This is a genomic window from Wolbachia endosymbiont of Aedes aegypti (genome assembly GCF_021496215.1).
Lineage (GTDB): Bacteria > Pseudomonadota > Alphaproteobacteria > Rickettsiales > Anaplasmataceae > Wolbachia > Wolbachia pipientis.
This window is the reverse complement of record NZ_CP090902.1, coordinates 403,184-417,913: the sequence shown is the minus strand read 5'-3', so window position 1 is coordinate 417,913 and position 14,730 is coordinate 403,184. Positions and strand designations below refer to the sequence as shown.

Genomic DNA, 14,730 nt, shown 5'->3' with positions numbered 1-14,730 from the left:
GAGTATTGGCATTTTTTGATGTCTTGTAACGCTTTGTAAGCGCGTTCAGCTTATTTAGATAAAAATCTAGATGTAGATGAAGTTTTGTAAAGACATACAGTATCTATATACTGCAAAAAATTAAACATAAGACGCCGATACATTAAGTAATCCTTACCTTTTAATCTGCAGATTGGCGAAAGCAAATACAATAGCTTCACTGTCATGATAAAGGGGCTGGCAAAGCTTGTCAAGAAATTTTCTTATTTCATTTAAATTGCTTGTAACCTTCTTATACACTCATCTTTACCAAGAATCACCATGATATCAATGATTCCAGGTGCATCCATTACTCCAGTTATAGGGGCGCGTAATGAGTGGTATACATCGCTTATTTTCATATCGTGCAATTTTGCACATTCCTTGATCTGAGAAGATAAAAAACCCTTATTCCAATTTTCATCACCGATCTTTGACAGAAATGACGCAAGTAACTTGATTATATCGAGGTTAGATTTGACAATTTGCTCAGCCTCTTCACTTAAATCAAGTGGCGGATCTTGAATATAAAATTTTGCTAAATCCAATAATTCGGTCAGGTAGTTTGCTCTTTTTTTTAGCTCTGTCAGTCCCTGCAGTAAATAGCCCTTTTTTTTGTCAGTTAGAGTATTTTCTCTAAGCATTAGAGTCAGAATATCTTCATTGCTCATGTTACTAATATAGTGGTTATTCAAATGCTCCAGTTTTTTGAAATCGAGCCGTGCAGGTGAACGACCAATACTTTCTAAATTAAACCACTCTATTGCTTGCTCATCGCTAATAATCTCATCGTTGCCGTGACTCCAGCCAAGTCTCAGCAAGTAATTACGCATCGCTTTTGGCAATATTCCCATCTTTTCATAATCGCAAACGCTTGTGGCACCATGCCTTTTGGATAGCTTATTCCCATCTTCCCCATGGATAAGCGGCACATGTGCAAAGCGTGGAATGTCAAAATCAAGAGCCTGGTATATTAGCAGATGTTTAAAGGTATTAGTGAGATGGTCAGAACCACGTATTATATCAGTTATTCCAGCATCATGATCGTCAACTACCACGGCAAAAATATATGTTGGAGTGTTATCAGAGCGTAAGATCACTATATCATCAAGCTGGTCGCTATTTACTTTGATTTGGCCGTATATTTTGTCATCAATGACGATCTCTTGCGAATCTGGCACTTTAAAGCGGACAACTGACCTCACACCCGATGTCATTCCAGCGCGTGACCACATATTTTTCCAGTGTCGGCTACTTGGATGACAAGAAGGAGGTTTTGTAGTACATTTATGCTTGTATATCTTGCCCTCTTCTCTTGCTTTTGCCTTCTTTTCTGCAACTTCATCTTCAGGGCAGTAACAGTGATACGCCCTACCCTTTTCAACTAAAAGGTTTGCTACTTCTTTATGCCGCTCTATTCTTTTTGACTGATATACTATTTCCCCATCATAGCTCATACCGAGCCATCTTAGCCCTTCTATAATTGCATCAATTGCTTCTTGTGTTGAACGTTTTCTGTCGGTGTCCTCAATTCTTAGCAAAAACCTGCCACCATGATGCTTTGCATAGAGCCAATTAAATAACGCAGTACGAGCTCCTCCAATGTGCAAAAATCCTGTTGGTGATGGAGCAAATCTCGTGACTATACCTGGCATATTTGTCTGTTACAGTAATGTAAATGATGATAGCTAAAATTTATGTTTGTAACAATTTAGAATTTATTTGTTCTGAGAGATAAAATTTACTTGTTTTTCATAAATTGTGTTGTATAATTTAGTATTGGTTGAATATAGCAAGGTGAGTTATGGATGGACTTGTAGATATAGCAAAATTGCTTTCAGATAATGAAGCTAATATCAATTGGCGTTACACCGGCCCTTTTGATAAAACAAAACAAAGAGTACAGGCAGGTAATCTCCTGCATTTAGCTGCAAGAATACAAAACAAAGGTAAATTTGTAGACATTTGTAAGAAGAACATTGCTTCTGTAACTGCGCATAATGAATATGGAGATAATCCATTTCATGAAGCAGCAAGAAGTGGAATTTTGCTGCCTGCAGTACAAGAGATTGTGAATGACTTAGAGAAGGAAGCTAATAACAAAATTACGAAAGCAGAAGAAGCTGGAGATCGGAAAGAAGTAAGCAGATTGAAAGAGGAACTCAAATGTAATAAAAAATATATTAAAGATGCGCTCTGCAGTAAAGGCTATGCTTTTAATAAGAAGAGGGAAACTCCTCTTTATTACTTAAATGCTGCACAACAGAAAGAAATTAAGCAAATCGCAGGCATAAAAGACAGCTTTATATGTAACCAGAAGTTTCACCTGTGCTTATATATAATAGGAGCGATAGCATGTATCGCTGCTTTATGTTTGTCTTTATACTTTTTATTTTTAGTTTCTCAATCTTTTGCACTAAGCTCGATGGTTGCAATAGCTTCTGGCGGAGTCACATACCTGTCAGTTAAAGCATGTAGCGAGATACATGCCTTGCATAACGAAAGCACTTTAGTGGAAAATGCTAATGTACAACTTGCAGGAGAAAGTTTAGGTGTTTGATGAAGCTAGAAATTACTTGCAGGCAATGATATAGAAATTTACTTTCTTAACTTCAGAAAGTATACTCATACGATGATAGAAAAGAAGTACAGTAAGATTTTAATAGCAAACAGAGGAGAGATTGCCTGCAGGATTATCAGAACTGCCCATAAGATGGGTATATCTTGTGTGTGCATATACTCGGATGCAGATGTAAATTCTGTGCATGTAAGACAAGCAGATGAGTCAAGATATATCGGCCCTTCGCCATCTTGCCTCAGTTATTTAAACATTGAAAAAATATGTGAAGTAGCAGTTGAAACAGGTGCTGAGGCAGTTCATCCTGGCTATGGTTTTTTAGCAGAGAATCCAGATTTTCCACGTGCTCTTCAAAAACATAATATAGACTTCATCGGTCCCAGTGCAGAAACAATAGAAGTTACAGCCAACAAAATAACAGCAAAAGAAGCTGCAAGAAAAGCTGGAGTGAATGTAGTGCCAGGATATATGGGTAAGATCAGCAATGCTGCCCACGCAGCTCAAGTTGCTAAAGAGGTCGGTTTTCCCGTTATGCTCAAAGCTGCATCAGGCGGTGGTGGCAAAGGAATGCGAATTGTAAACTCCAAAAAAGAAATTGAACTAGCATTTACATCAGCCACAAATGAAGCAGAGAAAAGTTTTAAGGATGGCAGTATCTTTATAGAGAAATATATAGAGTTGCCAAGACATATTGAAATACAAATCATAGCAGATAAATATGGCAATATAGTTTGTCTTGGAGAAAGAGAATGCTCGATACAAAGGAATAATCAGAAAATAATAGAAGAAACGCCAAGTCCATTCATTAGTGAAGAAGTAAGACAAAAAATGTATGTTCAATGTGTTTCTCTGGCAAAGCAAGTTGGCTATTTTTCAGCAGGCACTGTTGAGTTTGTTGTAGATCAAGACCAAAACTTCTATTTTCTTGAGGTAAATACGAGATTGCAAGTTGAGCATCCAGTAACAGAATTTATAACTGGAATAGACATAGTAGAAGAAATGATTAGAACTTCCTGTGGAGAGAAATTGAGATTCAATCAGGATGATATTAAACTTACTGGTTCTGCAATAGAAAGTAGAATTTGCGCTGAAGACCCATCGAAGAAATTTTTCCCTTCCAGCGGAAGAATAAAATATTACGATAAACCGGGTGAAAATGATTATGTAAGAATAGATGATGGAGTTGCTGCAGGTTCAGAAATTAGCATGTTCTATGATTCGATGATTGCCAAAGTGATAACATATGGAAAAGATAGAGTAGAAGCGATCAGCAGAATGCAAAAAGCATTGTCTGAATGCTATATAGAAGGAGTAACAAATAATATAGAATTTCTAGAATCCATCTTCCATCACCCAAATTTTATCGCAGCAAAGCTCCATACGAGATTCATTCCAGATCATTACCCTAGTGGGTTTCACGGCGATTTTGTTACAGAGGAGTATATTAAAATATTTATTTTCACTGCGTTATATGTTCATTTGGAAAATGAAGAAAGGTACCATCATAAAGCAGTGAATGAAACATCTCAGGTGTCATTCCAGTGCGTGACACTGGAATCTAGTAAAAAAGAAGGGGCACCAGTATCAGCTACTCGGATGGCAGGTGACCGTGCAAGAGATTTATTCATAGTGAATATAAATGACAATGAGTACTCCGTAAATGCAAAATACCAAGATAATATATTAATAACGGTATATAATCACAATAAATACTCCGTTATAGGCAAGTGGAAATCAAGTTATAGATTGCTATATATCACAATTAATGACGATACCAATATAGCACTTAAAATAGAAAGACAAGGCAGCAAGTACTTCATAAGGCATGCAGGCATGAAAGCTGAGTGTTGTATATTTAAGCCTCATGTAGCTGAATTAAGTAGGTTAATGCTAAATAATGAAACAGAAGGGATTTCAGCAGATGCTGTAAAATCCCCAATATCTGGTTTATTAGTTAAATTGCACGTAAATGTAGGAGATCAGGTGGAAATAGGACAACCTTTATTTGTGGTGGAGGCAATGAAAATGGAAAATATCATATGTGCTGAAGCAGCAATGGTGATAAAAAATATTCCCGTTCAAGAAGGAAAAAATGTGCAGATTGGTGATGTAGTCTGCTTTCTTAAATAACATAAGAAGTACAAACTTGACCCAAACAAGATAAATGAAAACACTTGATGAGCTATGGCAATGGCTATTGGTATGTGCAATAATAGAGTAATTACACCTAAAATGATCTGAATGATGACGGAGAGCAGCATAATATATACCGGTTTTATGCTAGCATTTTTTACTGTGAGTATTACTACCAAAGTTAGTATTAGCAATGCCAGTGCTCGATGTATAAATTGCACTGTCGCTCTGTTCTCAAAGATATTCAGCCATGTAGGCTGTAAGAAAAATAAATCTTCTGGAACGATTTGTCCGTCCATTAGTGGAAAGGTATTGTAAATTAGACCAGCATTTAATCCTGCAACAAATGCGCCGAAAATTATTTGTATCATGATCAGAACTAAAATAATTCCTACGTAGTACTTGGTGTTACAACTAATCTTAAGTTTAGTTTGCTTTGGCCTGATTTGGTAATCAAAAAATTGATATGAAAATAATGCAAAGATAATTAATGCTAATAATAAGTGAAGTGCGAGCCTATAGTGGCTAACATGAGGCTTGGCTACCAAGCCGCTTTTTACCATATACCAACCAGCAAAAGCTTGTAAAGCTCCAAATAATAATGCCACAAATAGCTTTATTACTACCTTTTTAGATATTTTTCTTCTTAATGTAAAATATATAAATGGCAGGACAAAAACTAAACCTGTTAGTCTTGCAACCAATCTGTGTACATATTCTATTAAGTATATAGCGCGAAACTCCTCCATACTAATACCATAGTTAAGTGCTTTATATTCAGGTGTAGCTTCGTATTTTAATTTTTCTTGTAGCCAGTCTTGTTCACTCAGTGGTGGTAATGTTCCAGTAATGGGTTTCCACTCCGTGATTGACAATCCTGCTTTTGAAAGTCTGGTAAATCCACCAATCCCTACCATGAGAATTACCATGACCGAGCAGAGAAAAAGCCAAATAGCTACAGGTTTTGCTTCCATAAACCATGCTGAGTTTTGTTCCATCGCTCAGGGTAAAGAATAAATTCCCATAAGGCAAGAAAAGCTGCAACACTATGTAGCAGACTATAGACCGGAAAAAATATCGATACTATATAAAAATAAAAAGGCATCTTTTGCTGTTTGACAGCTATTACCAAAAGAATCAGGTTAGTAACGTATACCACTACAAAGTAGTACAAAAATAATTCATTTAAAACTTTAGTTAATATCAATGAAAGCAGTAAAAATGGAGTAGTAAAAAATATAAAAGCTGCAGAGCCAACAAAAAGATTCAATAGCAAAATTCCCTTAAATCCAGTGTGTTTATAAAGTGACTTTATATTTTTTAAATGAACAATATAAGTTTGCATATAGCCTTTGATCCAGCGCGCTCTTTGCTTAATCCAAGCAAATACAGCAATTGGTGACTCTTCCAATGTTTCTGAGTCAATCATCCTGGTTTTATATCCCATTTGCGCAAGTCTCAAACCAAGGTCAGCATCTTCGGTAACACTATAAGTATCCCAGAAAAACACTTCTTTTAGAATTTTTACTGAAAAATGATTACTGCTACCACCCAAAGGTATCGGCATGTTCATTTTTTGGAATCCAGGCAATAAGTATTGAAACCAGTTCATATACTCCAGAGAAAAGAATTTTGTGAGAAAATTATAATCACAATTGTAGTAATTTAATTTCGCCTGTACACAGGCAAGCTTATCGTCGTCCTTATTAAATTCAATCAGTGCTTTTTTTAACTGCAATGGGTCTGGTTTATCGTCCGCATCATATATTACTGCATACTTTCCTCTAGCAAAGCTCATAGCATAATTGCATGACTTGGCTTTTGTTCTAGGCAAAGAATGAGGCACTTTTATTACTTCAAAATACTGCGGTAAAGTGTACTTTTCTATAGCTGCTAGCGTTTCTTGGTCATCACTTTCTACCTGAAGCTTCACATCTAATTTTGATTTTGGATAATCCAAACTTTCAATGCTTTCGATCAATTGCTCTATCACTGCACTTTCTTTAAAAGCAGGCAATAAAATAGTATATATAGGAAAATCTTCTTCATTCAGCTTACTATAATCCACTTTTTGATTAGAGGTTTCACATAAGCTAAAAACTGTAGCTATAAACTTGAATAAATAACTAGAACATCCGATTATAAATATCAACATCAAAGCAAAATATGTATATTTCTCTGTTAGTGTTAAAATTGAAGTTACAATAAAGAAAGAAGCAAAAAATATTGAGCTTAGTTTAATGCTTTTAGCTGAAAAATTAGGATTCTTGTAATATAAGTAGTTGCTTGCAAATTCTGAAATACCAAAGTGCGAGTTAAGAAGATTTAAAATCTGTTCGCTATCCACTTTTATTAATACATAGTCAATGCCGTAATGAGCTTCGACCCAACGGTTGATATCTCGGCTTGTGTCTTCAACCATAAAAAAAGTAGTATCATTTAATTTTTGCCAAGGAATTATATTAAATTTATAGTAAAAAAGTTTCTCTTGCTCTTTGCACAAACTAGAATCAAACTTAATTTTTTCTACATTATCAGCTTGAAGTATAGGCATTAAACCTAATGCAATTTTTTATTTAAGTCACGTGAAAATGAAGATATGACCTCGCTACTACGCTTATCATCTTTACGTTCATGCATTATTTTTTTTACAGCATCAGCAGCTATACTCGCTGTGTTAGCCTGTAAATCTCGAAGAGCTTTTTCAACTTGGTCAGTGACTTTCTTCAAGTTAGAATGGGCATTGTCATCTAATGTCTGATCTAGCTGCTGTCTATTGTGCTTAATGATACTATTAGCTTTATCAAGTGCTTCATTCATCATTTTATTAACTTCTGCATCTAATTCTTTGTATTTTTTAGAAGATTTTTTGTAATACTCCAACATATCTTTCCTGAATTTTTCAGTTTCTTCACTTGAAAATTTGCTTTTGTTACGCTTATTGTTAAGCGCATTTTTTATCACTTTCTTTAGCAATTTATACGAAAGGACAAAACTTACCAAGAAGGCAAGACCGATAATCAGTGATGTAGACATAAAAACCCCTAAAATTCTTTGGACACCAAGTCAGCAATAAATTCCTCTTCAATTTCAGAATTAGTCAATTTAGTATAATAAATTAAAGCAATACTAGTAGCCATTTGTTTTAACTGATCAGTATATTCAGATTTAAATTCTGCCACTTTTTTTTCAATAAGCTTGCTCTTTTTTTTATCTTCCTCTTCTAATATATTCTTAACATTAGCTCTCATTTCTTCTACCTGAGCAAGTGCATCATCTATGATTTTTTTTGCCTGTATTCTAGCTTGGGTTAAAGCTGCGTTATACTTGGTAATCTGATCTTCCGTAAGTCTTAAAAGATGAACAGAACTATTAAAAGAACCCAATACTTCTTTACTTCTAGTGCTTATTATTTCATCTAACTTTGGCAAAAATAAACAACTTACTACGAAAAAAAGTGAAGAGAAAAAAATTAAAAACCAAAAAACTTGAGAAAAGAAGGTTGAAACATCAAGCTGTGGCATCTGTTAAGCAGCAAATATTAATAACATTGCAAGTACAAACGCAAGCAATCCCATGATTTCAACCATGGCAGCACCAATATAAACATAACTTTTCATTTTACCTTCTGATTCAGGGTTTCTCGCAATCCCATTTAACATAGCAGAGAAGATATTAGCTATACCTAAACCAGCGCCGAGCATTCCAAACACAGCTAAACCAATTGCTATAAATTTTAAAGCTACTAAATCCATATATTACCTTTAATTATTTCTTTATAATATAATTGTAAAATATTCTACAAGGAAGTCAATTACTTTACTGCATCTGACAAATATACACATGTTAATATAGTAAATATATAAGCTTGTAAAATTGCAACAAATACTTCAAATCCTATCAATGCAATTATGAACAAAAACGGCGCAGGAGTGAAAAATATGTTCATATTTACAATAAACCCTGCTATCACTTTGATGATTGTATGACCAGCAATCATATTTGCTGCAAGCCTTATTGATAGGCTAACCGGCCTTACTAAATAAGCAAACAACTTAATAATAATTATTATAGGTGCAAGCCACGAAGGAGTTCCTTTTGGTAGCAATATGCGTAAAAATTCTACTTCCCTTTCTTTAAATCCAACAATCGTTATATAAATAAAAACCACCATCGATAAAGCGAAGGTGACTATCACATGACTTGTGACCGTGAAACTATAAGGAAGAACACCAACTAAATTACACGATAAAATGAAAATAAATACTGTGAATATCAATGGAATGTGCTGCAAGCCTTTGCTTCCAGTGTTATTTTCTATTATTGAAATAACAAAATCATATACATACTCAACTGCAGCTTGCAAATATCCTGGTATTACTGACCCCTTCTTTATTCCAAAAAGCAAAAAGAGTATCATCAATATCACCGAAATCATCGTGAAAAAAGATGAATTGGTAAAGCTTACGTCATACCCAAATAACCTAGGTAACTCTATTATTGTATATACCTTAAACTGTTCCAGTGGATTTAGTGCCATTTTAATCTGAATTATAAACAGTAAATAAAGTATGAATTTTATAGGACAAAGTCAAGAATTAAGATAAGGCTCTGTATTATTATAACATTAACATATTAACAAAATATGTAATTAGAATGTTAATTACAGTCAGCTCTGTATTTTAAAATTTACTAATCTTGTTAAATTATTCAATATCTTAACTTAATATCTTATTTTGATTATAATTTAATTTTTAGTGAGGTATATAATGAACGAAATAGATTTTATTAACACTAATCATCCTTTAAATTTGGAGCAGGAATTTGGTAACGGATACATCGAATCAGTAGATTGTTTCCTTGACGAAGATACTCGCGATTATTACATAGGACTCAACAATGCAATAATACACTTCTTTTTTGATGGTAACATTGATGAGGATGCCTGGGATTATGAAAGTCTTAAATTCTTTCTGGAGATAGATTTAAAAGGTGATATAGAAAAAATTCTTTCTCTTCGCAAGAAGATATAAAGTTACAAAAGCTTCTACATCATAAACAATGATGTAGAAGTATTCCACTACAACAAGCTTTAAAAGCACTACATTTTATATTACAATAACTTTTTCACTTCTTTTTAGGTCCATGAAATTCACATTATCTTGGTTATTAGAGTACTTAGAAACCAATGCTAGTTTAGAAGAAATTACCGATAAATTAACTCACATAGGGTTAGAAGTAGAAGATGTGATCGATAATTCCAGATTGACTGGGTTTATCGTTGCAGAGGTATTAGAAGTCGTACCTCATCCAAATGCTGATAAATTAAAATTATGTAAAGTAGATGACGGAAGTAAAATTCTACAAATAGTTTGCGGAGCAAACAATGTTAGAGAAGGTATGAAAACTGTGCTTGCATCTCTTGGTAGCACATTGCCAGAAAGTGATTTCACAATCAAGCCCACAAAAATACGAGGAGTGCTAAGTGAAGGGATGCTCTGCTCTGCTTCTGAACTTGCGCTGGTTCAAGAGGAAAGTGAAGGAATAATCGAGCTTTCCGATGATTATAAAGTAGGGGATAAATTTTTCAATTGTGACCCTGTAATTGATATAAATGTTACTCCAAACCGTGGAGATTGCTTAGGCATTTATGGAATAGCTCGCGACCTTGCTGCAACTGGAATTGGGACATTAAAGACTTTAAGCATTCCACAACTTACCAGCTCCATAAATTCACCAATCGATGTTGAAGTTACTGACGGGGAAAGTTTTATTAGTGGAATATACATCGCCAATGTAAAAAATCAAGAAAGCCCAAAATGGTTAAAAGATAGGCTGGAATCGATAGGAATGCGCTCCATTTCTGCAATAGTTGATATCACGAACTATATTATGATATCTTTCAGCCGCCCAATGCACGCGTATGATGCAAAAAAAATAGAAGGAGAGCTCACAGTACGCAAAGCAAACGACGGAGAAAAATTTGCTGGTTTGAACGGTAAAGAATACTTATTAAACAAAGACATAAGCGTTATTGCAGGTGATAAAAATATTCATGGAATTGCTGGAATTATAGGTGGTAAGTGCAGTGAATGTACTCTTGAAACTACTGATATCTTTTTAGAGTCTGCTTGGTTCGATCCCATCTCTATTACTAAATCTTCAAGGCAGCTCGGCATCTCCACAGACGCTAGTTACAGATTTGCACGTTCAGTTGATCCTGAATTTACTTTTGATGGACTCAACCTTGCAGCTAAAATGATTCTGGACTTATGTGGTGGAGAAACCTCAAGCGTAGTGTCTGCTGGCAGTTTAGATAGTGCTGACACCAAGGTGAGCTTTGATTATCAGGATGTGAACAAGTTTGGAAGTGTGTCTGTATCGCCTGATGAGGTGCTTGATATCTTAACGAAACTAGGGTTTAGTATTGATAAAAAAACCGAAGGCAATTGGAATGTACAAGTACCAAGCTGGAGACCAGACGTGACAATACCGGCTGACCTAATCGAAGAAGTAACAAGGATATACGGCTATGACAAAATAAAAGAAGAACCACTACCAAATAATGTTGAAGAAGTAGATAGTACATACGACAATCTGCGTATTTTGATGACAAACAGAGGGTTTCATGAAGTGCTAACCTGGTCGTTTATGAGTGAATCAACAGCTGAAAAATTTGGTTACTCGAATAAGTTATTTATCATCGATAATCCGTTTAACAATAGCTTTAATATAATGAGACCAAGTATTATGCCAAATTTATTGCAAGTTACTGCTGATAATATTGCCCATGGAATATCTGATCTTGCAATCTTCGAAATCGGGCCGATTTACGATGGTGAAGCTCAGTCTAAGTATGTTTTAAGTGGAATTAGGTCAGGAAATAATTTACCGCGAAACCATTATAATACTGATAGGAAAGTAGATGTTTTTGACGCAAAGGCTGATTGCATAGCAGCTTTGGAGTTTTTTAACGTTAATTGTGATAATTTAACGATAGAGAAAGCAGAAAAAGAACATTACCACCCAGGAAAGTCAGGCACTCTCTCTTTTAAGAATAAAGTAGCAGGTTATTTTGGAGAGTTGCATCCTAATATATTAGATCTTTTTGATATCAAGCAAAAAGTTGTAGGTTTTGAGGTAATACTAGAAAATATTGAAAATTTACCTGTAAGTAGAAAGAAATTTATCGATTATAAATACCAAAGTGTAAAACGTGATTTTGCATTTATAGTAAATAAGGATGTGGAAGTAGGTAACATAATCAATGTGATAAAAAAAAGCTCAGAGCTCATCACAGAAGTTTTGATATTCGATGTATACCATGGAAATAATATAGAACCGAATAAGATGTCTATAGCGTTGTCAGTTACTTTTTGCTCTCCAATCCACACTTTAACTGAAAAAGAGATCCAAAAAGAATCAAGTGCTATAGTTAATTTAGTATGTGAAAATACCGGAGGAACTTTGAGAACTTATCGTTGAGTCACAATCATAGTTTCCTGCCGTTGCTGTGTCACACTTACTTCATCCAATTTATTTCCAATATTGAATTCAATATCCTTGAAAAATCTATCCCACATTCCATGCAAATGCTCTTCTATTTTAGGCCACACATCATTTTTAAATGTTACCCCATCATCAGAAAATAAATTACCTAAAAAGGCTCCAATACCTTCATAATTTGACTGAAAACATTGAAGAAATGTCTCTCCTTCTTTATAAGTATTATGTGCCACATTTAACGCTTTTCTCTCTGTAGTCTCTTTATAAGCATTTGATGCTCCAATCTTTATTGCACCAAACATAACTTTACTCCAGTTCTTAACTTTCTGTATACAACCTTCACTATTTCCTGGTATATTATTTATTATATTTTTTGTCAAATTGTCTATCAAAGGAGACAATAAATTTTGACTAAAATGTTTGATATTATCTTTTGTTTTAATTACAGGATATTTGATGCGTTTTTCTGCTAAACAGTACTCCAGTTCTGCTCTTTCTAATAACTTCTTGATTTCTTTTTCATCAAAAGTTTCAAGCTTGAATACCTTCAGTAAATCATCTTCTATTACTGCAAATTTTATTTTTTCACGAGACGTTAGTTCTTCTTTATAATCATTTTTTGTTTCTTCATTTATCAATAATTCTTTTTTGCCTAATTCTAACTGTTTTAATGCTTTCAGAATTTCTTCATTCCTTTTTAAGAGCACTTCTATTGATCTTGTACCCGGATGCCCTTTTTCCCTGTTATTTTGTTCAGCTTGTAAACGCTTATTTTGATCTTTGAGTGTTTGTTCTAATGTAGATTTTTCTAAATGTCCTTCATCTTGCACGCGAAAAGCTTCAATTATTTCTGCTAGACCTGATTCACCATATTTTCTTAATTTCTTGCATAAACGTAAAACACCCTTTTTTTGTTCTCGAAGTAACCTTTGCACTTTATATTTTTTTATTTCTAAATACATCTTTTCTATAAAGTCATTTATTTTAGCTGAAGCTTCCTTATCCGATGGAACCTTTACTTTTTTTTCTAAATCTTCAAGCTGCTTCCTTAGGCTTTGCTTCTCCTTATCCGGTATATCTGATTGACTTAACTTACCTTGAACTTTTTTCATTACTGATTTTATCAGCCTGCGCTCAATCTCTTGATCATCATATTCGAATTTAAAAAGGTCTTCTAACCCCCTTTTTAAGGTGTCATTTGTTAAGCTACTGTTTTCATGTATTTCTTTTAATTTCTTATATATATTGTTACACCTTGTTTGACCTATTCCTCTTAAACTCTCTAATTCCTGTCTCACTAAAGAATTTTTTATCTCATCTTCCAGCGAAAAATCTTCTCCCCGTCTATCTCGCTGAAACTTAATTGCTTGTATAAAGGCAACTTGATAAGCACTTTGTATTAAGTGACTTGTCAAATTAGGACCTATACTATCTACCACTTTCGACTTGAATTCGTTCAATAATTCCTTCAATTTATCATATGTAATCTCTTTCTTTTCTAGCTTTATCAGTTCTTCCATAGTCTTCGCAAATTCCTGAATAGAAGTTGCAAGCACATCCTTGATTTCATTGCGTAAGGGCTTAAGACCATTTTTTAAATTGATGTTAGTTGACAATTTCAGTACGATGCTATGCTCTGAATTCCGCGTCACATCAAACCACTTGTTATTTTCATTTTCATACAAATCTCTAAGCAATCGTTTAAATTGCGGTGGAAATTCTATTTCCATATCCCACGCAATATTTGGTCCAGTAACTTCCTTTTCATGAAAAGACACCTCAATATTTTGATGCTTATTAGAATACCGCCCCATACTTATTTTAAGAGCAGTAACTAAAGAGTGAGATAAATCTCTATTTAAAAGATAAAAAGTAGCCAAAGCAATTGTTGCAGGAACAACTAAGGCTACAAGTACAGCCATATTAACAAAAATTGCTATTGTAGCAAGAACACCATATGCCAATCTTTTTGGCACGCCAGTTTCACTCTTTTTTGTCTTATCTTCCCCTACACTGTCTTGTGTCTTGCTGTTTGCTTGAAATCTACTGCATACGACTAATCCCAGTGCAGTAAAAGCAATATAAGGAAGCATTAAAACTGACAGAGCTAAATTTAATATTTTCTTTTCTGGGCAAGTTCTATTTATTTCCTTAAATATTTCGCTTGATATATTATACCAGGAAGTAAAAAAATCAGAGTTATAATCTTTATAATGAAATATACTGAGTGGAACGTTAAAATTAGCTAACGGCTCTTGTTCTTCCACAGCATCAAAAAATTCTTCTTCCTCTTCTGAAGTAGCAAGACCTAAATTATTCCCTTCTTCTACATTAGAAACAGCTTCCATAGCATCAAAAAACTCTTCTTCCTCCTCCAAAGTAACAACAGATTCTGCTTTACCTAAACCACCACTATTGTTAACAACTTCTTCATAATCATCTGCAACAGCTTTATTCATATTATAACCTTATCCAATTACCTTAAGTATAGCATA

12 protein-coding genes are annotated in these 14,730 nt (G+C 34.2%); 4 read left to right on the top strand and 8 right to left on the bottom strand.

What is annotated here, in order from left to right:
- Positions 1-251: 251 nt before the first annotated feature.
- Positions 252-1,673, bottom strand: coding sequence for a glutamate--tRNA ligase (gene gltX, locus L0Z58_RS02150; RefSeq protein ID WP_010962590.1), 1,422 nt, complete (start codon positions 1,671-1,673; stop codon positions 252-254).
- A 149-nt stretch (positions 1,674-1,822) separates the two neighbouring features.
- Between gltX and L0Z58_RS02145 the strand changes: the two genes are divergently transcribed.
- Both L0Z58_RS02145 and L0Z58_RS02140 read left to right on the top strand, forming a co-directional pair.
- On the top strand, positions 1,823-2,578 hold the full coding sequence (locus L0Z58_RS02145; protein WP_010962589.1) for an ankyrin repeat domain-containing protein: 756 nt from the start codon (positions 1,823-1,825) through the stop codon (positions 2,576-2,578).
- A gap of 72 nt (positions 2,579-2,650) precedes the next feature.
- A complete protein-coding gene (locus L0Z58_RS02140) occupies positions 2,651-4,726 on the top strand; it encodes an acetyl-CoA carboxylase biotin carboxylase subunit (protein ID WP_010962588.1) in 2,076 nt (691 codons plus the stop codon).
- Here the strand turns inward: L0Z58_RS02140 and L0Z58_RS02135 are convergent.
- From L0Z58_RS02135 to L0Z58_RS02110, 6 genes are read right to left on the bottom strand one after another with little or no spacing between them, the layout of a single operon-like run.
- Entirely contained in the window at positions 4,675-5,703 is a 1,029-nt protein-coding gene (locus L0Z58_RS02135; RefSeq protein WP_022626285.1) for a COX15/CtaA family protein, read from the bottom strand. The two genes, L0Z58_RS02140 and L0Z58_RS02135, sit on opposite strands and share 52 nt — an antisense overlap.
- On the bottom strand, positions 5,685-7,283 hold the full coding sequence (locus L0Z58_RS02130) for a glycosyltransferase family 2 protein (protein WP_010962586.1): 1,599 nt from the start codon (positions 7,281-7,283) through the stop codon (positions 5,685-5,687). The genes L0Z58_RS02135 and L0Z58_RS02130 overlap by 19 nt, the downstream gene beginning before the upstream one ends.
- A gap of 5 nt (positions 7,284-7,288) precedes the next feature.
- Entirely contained in the window at positions 7,289-7,765 is a 477-nt protein-coding gene (locus L0Z58_RS02125) for a F0F1 ATP synthase subunit B family protein (RefSeq protein WP_010962585.1), read from the bottom strand.
- Between the two features lie 8 nt (positions 7,766-7,773).
- Entirely contained in the window at positions 7,774-8,253 is a 480-nt protein-coding gene (locus tag L0Z58_RS02120) for a F0F1 ATP synthase subunit B family protein (protein ID WP_010962584.1), read from the bottom strand.
- A 3-nt stretch (positions 8,254-8,256) separates the two neighbouring features.
- Positions 8,257-8,484, bottom strand: coding sequence for a F0F1 ATP synthase subunit C (locus tag L0Z58_RS02115; protein ID WP_006014985.1), 228 nt, complete (start codon positions 8,482-8,484; stop codon positions 8,257-8,259).
- A gap of 59 nt (positions 8,485-8,543) precedes the next feature.
- Positions 8,544-9,269 carry a F0F1 ATP synthase subunit A gene (locus L0Z58_RS02110; protein ID WP_010962583.1) on the bottom strand — a complete coding sequence of 242 codons (726 nt, stop codon included), beginning with the start codon at positions 9,267-9,269 and terminating at the stop codon, positions 8,544-8,546.
- A gap of 229 nt (positions 9,270-9,498) precedes the next feature.
- Between L0Z58_RS02110 and L0Z58_RS02105 the strand changes: the two genes are divergently transcribed.
- Together L0Z58_RS02105 and pheT are read left to right on the top strand one after the other, a co-directional pair.
- A complete protein-coding gene (locus L0Z58_RS02105; protein WP_010962582.1) occupies positions 9,499-9,762 on the top strand; it encodes a hypothetical protein in 264 nt (87 codons plus the stop codon).
- A 112-nt stretch (positions 9,763-9,874) separates the two neighbouring features.
- A complete protein-coding gene (gene pheT / locus L0Z58_RS02100; protein WP_010962581.1) occupies positions 9,875-12,214 on the top strand; it encodes a phenylalanine--tRNA ligase subunit beta in 2,340 nt (779 codons plus the stop codon).
- On the opposite strand, the gene L0Z58_RS02095 is transcribed toward pheT, so the two are convergent.
- The gene (locus tag L0Z58_RS02095) at positions 12,205-14,694 is read right to left on the bottom strand and encodes a hypothetical protein (RefSeq protein ID WP_022626289.1); all 2,490 of its coding nucleotides are present in this window, start codon (positions 14,692-14,694) and stop codon (positions 12,205-12,207) included. The genes pheT and L0Z58_RS02095 overlap by 10 nt on opposite strands.
- Between the last annotated feature and the right edge of the window lie 36 nt (positions 14,695-14,730).

Excerpts from the sequence above, each read along its gene's own strand:
- gltX (WP_010962590.1), bottom strand. The coding sequence starts at position 1,673 with ATGCCAGGTATAGTCACGAGATTTGCTCCATCACCAACAGGATTTTTG.
- L0Z58_RS02145 (WP_010962589.1), top strand. The coding sequence starts at position 1,823 with ATGGATGGACTTGTAGATATAGCAAAATTGCTTTCAGATAATGAAGCT.
- L0Z58_RS02140 (WP_010962588.1), top strand. The coding sequence starts at position 2,651 with ATGATAGAAAAGAAGTACAGTAAGATTTTAATAGCAAACAGAGGAGAG.
- L0Z58_RS02135 (WP_022626285.1), bottom strand. The coding sequence starts at position 5,703 with ATGGAAGCAAAACCTGTAGCTATTTGGCTTTTTCTCTGCTCGGTCATG.
- L0Z58_RS02130 (WP_010962586.1), bottom strand. The coding sequence starts at position 7,283 with ATGCCTATACTTCAAGCTGATAATGTAGAAAAAATTAAGTTTGATTCT.
- L0Z58_RS02125 (WP_010962585.1), bottom strand. The coding sequence starts at position 7,765 with ATGTCTACATCACTGATTATCGGTCTTGCCTTCTTGGTAAGTTTTGTC.
- L0Z58_RS02120 (WP_010962584.1), bottom strand. The coding sequence starts at position 8,253 with ATGCCACAGCTTGATGTTTCAACCTTCTTTTCTCAAGTTTTTTGGTTT.
- L0Z58_RS02115 (WP_006014985.1), bottom strand. The coding sequence starts at position 8,484 with ATGGATTTAGTAGCTTTAAAATTTATAGCAATTGGTTTAGCTGTGTTT.
- L0Z58_RS02110 (WP_010962583.1), bottom strand. The coding sequence starts at position 9,269 with ATGGCACTAAATCCACTGGAACAGTTTAAGGTATATACAATAATAGAG.
- L0Z58_RS02105 (WP_010962582.1), top strand. The coding sequence starts at position 9,499 with ATGAACGAAATAGATTTTATTAACACTAATCATCCTTTAAATTTGGAG.
- pheT (WP_010962581.1), top strand. The coding sequence starts at position 9,875 with ATGAAATTCACATTATCTTGGTTATTAGAGTACTTAGAAACCAATGCT.
- L0Z58_RS02095 (WP_022626289.1), bottom strand. The coding sequence starts at position 14,694 with ATGAATAAAGCTGTTGCAGATGATTATGAAGAAGTTGTTAACAATAGT.